This window comes from Synechococcus sp. H55.8 (assembly GCF_047462375.1).
In the GTDB taxonomy this organism is placed as follows: Bacteria; Cyanobacteriota; Cyanobacteriia; order Thermostichales; family Thermostichaceae; genus Thermostichus.
The window spans coordinates 1-3,856 of the sequence record NZ_JANSJC010000052.1 but is presented as its reverse complement, the minus strand read 5'-3'; the positions used below and the strand labels follow the sequence as shown (position 1 = coordinate 3,856).

The following is a 3,856-nucleotide window of genomic DNA, read 5'->3' as shown; positions in this document are numbered from 1 at the left end:
GGGGTGAGGGATATCCCTCAGGGAGAGGGGCTGGGGGTGAGGGATATCCCTCAGGGAGAGGGGCTGGGGGTGAGGGATATCCCTCAGGGAGAGGGGCTGGGGGTGAGGGACAACCGAGAAAGCTACCGCGAGCAGATGGGAGCCGGCAGAGGGTCCCCTTGGTTGAGGCCGGCAAACCACTTGGACAGGGCAGCCGGCAGGCAGAGGCCGGCGTTTCCCTCGATCTGCAACCGCTCCAGCCGGGGCAGTTCCGCCAAAAAGGTCGGCAGTTCTCCCGTGAGTTGGTTGCGTGCCAAGCGCAGATCCCGTAACTGGGTCAGTTGTGCCAGCTCGGGGGGCAGGGATCCGCTGAGGCGATTGTCCGACAAGTAGAGGTTTTCCAGGTTGCGCAGTTGCCCCAGTTGGGGGGGAAGGGGGCCGGAGAGTTGATTGCCATCCAAAAACAGGCCTCTGAGGGAGCTCATCTGGCCCAGTTGGTCGGGAATGGAGCCGCTGAGGCGGTTGTTTTGCAGGATGAGGTTTTCCAGGCGGATCAGCCGGCCCAGTTGGGGGGGAATAGACCCAGAGAGCTGGTTGTGATCCAAAAACAGGCCGCGCAGGTTCTGCAACTGCCCCAGCTCGGGTGGGATGGAGCCGGAAAGTTCGTTGTAATCGAGAAACAGGTTTTCCAACTGGCTCAGTTGCCCCAGCTCGGGCGGGATGGGGCCGGAAAGTTGGTTGAGGCTGAGGGACAAGGCTCGCAACCGGCGAAATCGGCCTATTTCGGGAGGGAGGGATCCCCTCAACCCTTGGCGATCCAATACCAGTTGGACAAGACACTGATCCGAATCAAAAAGAGCCACCTCCTCCACCACCGCGTCCGGGCGGCCCAGAGCTGCCAAGATCTGCCGCAGCAAGATGGGATCCTGACAAAGAGGAGCAGACCAGACCCCCATCCCCCAGCTCAGCCAAACCCAGATTGCCAGTAGACTCAGCGCCCACCCTTTCTGCTGCTGCATCCTCACTCTCCCAAGGACTTTTGCCAGGGTAGCACTCAGAGGCAGAGTTTTTGCCCGGAACCTGTTATGGATTCCGCCCGTTCACGGAGTGGGCCGTAGGCTTTAGAGCGCGAACAGCTACACTGAAAAGCCGATGACCTCTTCTTCTACAAACCCCTATGGCCAGGATCAACGACCACTTCCTCAAGCTCAAGGCCGGCTATCTCTTTCCCGAGATTGCCCGGCGGGTACAGGCCTTTGCTGCCGCCCATCCGGAAGCCCAAATTATCAAGATGGGCATTGGCGATGTCACCGAGCCGCTGCCGGAGGCCTGCCGGACGGCCATGATCCGGGCCGTGGAGGAAATGGGGGAGCGGGCTACCTTCCGCGGCTACGGCCCAGAACAGGGCTACGAGTGGCTGCGCCAAGCCATTGCCCGGCACGATTTTCAGTCTCGCGGCTGCGACATCGACGCTTCTGAGATCTTCATCTCCGACGGCTCCAAGTGCGACTGTGGCAACATCCTGGATATTCTCGGTCACGACAACACCATTGCCATCACGGATCCCGTCTATCCCGTCTATGTGGACACCAACGTGATGGCGGGCCATACGGGGCCGGCCAACGAGCGGGGTGAGTACGAGGGCCTGGTCTATCTGCCGCTGACGGCGGAAAACCACTTCACCGCCAGCCTGCCCCAGCAAAAAGTCGATGTCATCTACCTCTGCTTTCCCAACAACCCCACCGGCGCAGTAGCAACCCGGGAGCATCTGCAGGCCTGGGTGGACTATGCCCGCGCCCACAACTCGCTCATCCTCTTTGATGCCGCCTACGAGGCCTACATTACGGAGCCTGGGATCCCCCACTCCATCTACGAGATCCCGGGGGCAAGGGAATGCGCCATCGAGTTCCGCTCCTTTTCCAAGACAGCCGGCTTTACCGGCACCCGCTGCGCCTTTACAGTGGTGCCCAAGTCGCTACGGGGCCAAGCTGCCGATGGCTCCTGGGTGGATCTCTGGAGCCTGTGGTATCGCCGCCAGTCCACCAAGTTCAACGGCGTGGCCTACATCGTGCAGCGGGGGGCAGAAGCCGTCTATTCTGAGGCAGGGCAGGCCCAGGTGCGGGCTTTGGTGCAGTTTTACCTGGAGAATGCCCGCATCATCCGCGAGCAGTTGGCCAAAGCCGGGATCCAGGCCTACGGCGGCGTCAACGCTCCCTACGTCTGGGTAAAGGCGCCCACTGGGCTGAGCAGTTGGGAGTTTTTCGACAAGCTGCTGCACACCTGCCATGTGGTGGGGACTCCCGGCTCTGGCTTTGGCAGCGCCGGCGAGGGCTACTTGCGCCTGTCGGCTTTTAACAGCCGCGCCAACGTAGAAGAAGCCATGCGCCGCATTGTCGGCGTGTTTGGGAGCTGAGCAGCCGGCCCTCCTCACCCCCAGCTCCTCTCCCCTTGGGGGAGAGGGGGGATAACCAGCATGCTGTTTCATAGCTGTCTGCAATTTCTGAAAACGCTTTCGAACTTCTCCCCTAAGGGTTCTCTGGAGTTGAATGGGTCACACTTCCACGCGGACAACCTGCTGGGTTTGGGCGGATCGCTCGGCGGCCTCGGCCACGGCGAGGGCATGGAGCATCTTTTCGGTGTCTACGTAGAGAGGGCTGCCGTGGCGCAGGTGATCCAGCACCATGCGGGTGTCTTGTTCGAACAGGCCGTGGCGGGATCCCGTCTCCAAGGGGTGGGCACTGCCGGCGCGCAACAGCATCGCCTCTTCGCCGTTGATCAGCAGGCCCCCCCGCTGGCCGTGGAACTCCAGTAGCCGCTGCGAGCACCACAGAGAGTCTCCCTTGCCATAGGTCAACACTGCCAGCAACCCATTGGCAAAACTCAGTTGGGCTGTGCAGTAGCAACTGCTGTAGCGCTGGGGCAAATCCGGCCCGTCGTAGCGCAGTTGGCAGCTCACCCGCTCCACCTTGCCCAGCAAGTCCACCAAGCGGTGAATGCGGGAGACAGCCCCCATGAGGGGGAAGCCAAACAGCTCAGGCCGGTAGGTCCAGCGGTCGGGGGCGGGGTGGGTGGCGGTGAGGGTGATGTAGCGGACGGCAAACAACTTGCCCAGCCCTTCCAGCTCCCGCCTCAGCAACAGGTGGATGCCGCTGAGGAGCTCGATGTGCTCCACGTGCAACAGCAACCGCCGCTCGGCTGCCAATTGCACCAGCGACCGGGCTTCGGCAAGGCTGAGGGCAAGAGGATATTCAACGACAGTGTGGATCCCTGCTTCCAGCGCAGCGCGGGCAATGGCCCCATGATCCCGATTGATGGTGCTGACAAAAACCAGATCCAGCCGCTGCTCGCGGAAGAGAGAAGACCAGTCGAAATAGGCAACAGCCCCAAACTCGGCGGCAAAAGTAGCACTCCGCTCGGGGGATCGACCGACAACAGCCACAATCTCCACTTGCCCATCTTTGCGCAAGGCCTCAGCCCGTGAGCGAGCCGCGTAGCCGGTGCCGATGATCCCCACCCGCAAGGTCTGTTCCCTCTCCTAGCCTGCCTCTGTTTGTAGCATCACATAGAAAGGATCCCTTGTACTACCTAGCCATCAGGATCTCGCTTCACCCCAGGGAAACTCCTGCTGCACCCCTTTATTTCAAGCAGCAATAAAACCTCTCGTCACATCGCTATTGCTGCGCAACGCTGTCGCGAACGCGTCTCCCTAACTCCCCTCTCCCTGAGGGAGAGGGGACGGGGGTGAGGACATCAATTGTGGCCCGCCACCAGTGAAAATTAACGTAAGGTGCGGAATTCCTCACCGTCTATACGGTGGGGATGGATAGCACCCTCTGACTGATTCTGGATGTATTGCTTCACAATTTCTAGGGAGCAA

3 protein-coding genes are annotated in these 3,856 nt (G+C 61.0%); 1 reads left to right on the top strand and 2 read right to left on the bottom strand.

The window, feature by feature from the left end; translation table 11 throughout:
- Positions 1-122 precede the first annotated feature (122 nt).
- Positions 123-998 (bottom strand): leucine-rich repeat domain-containing protein, encoded by an 876-nt coding sequence (locus tag NW862_RS12675; protein ID WP_414336084.1) that lies wholly within the window; start codon positions 996-998, stop codon positions 123-125.
- 158 nt (positions 999-1,156) lie between these two features.
- Here NW862_RS12675 and NW862_RS12670 point away from each other — a divergent pair, with 158 nt between their 5' ends.
- On the top strand, positions 1,157-2,392 hold the full coding sequence (locus NW862_RS12670; RefSeq protein ID WP_414427245.1) for an LL-diaminopimelate aminotransferase: 1,236 nt from the start codon (positions 1,157-1,159) through the stop codon (positions 2,390-2,392).
- Positions 2,393-2,530: 138 nt separating this feature from the next.
- Here NW862_RS12670 and NW862_RS12665 read toward each other — a convergent pair whose 3' ends face one another.
- Positions 2,531-3,493, bottom strand: coding sequence for a Gfo/Idh/MocA family protein (locus NW862_RS12665; RefSeq protein ID WP_414427246.1), 963 nt, complete (start codon positions 3,491-3,493; stop codon positions 2,531-2,533).
- Positions 3,494-3,856: the final 363 nt, after the last annotated feature.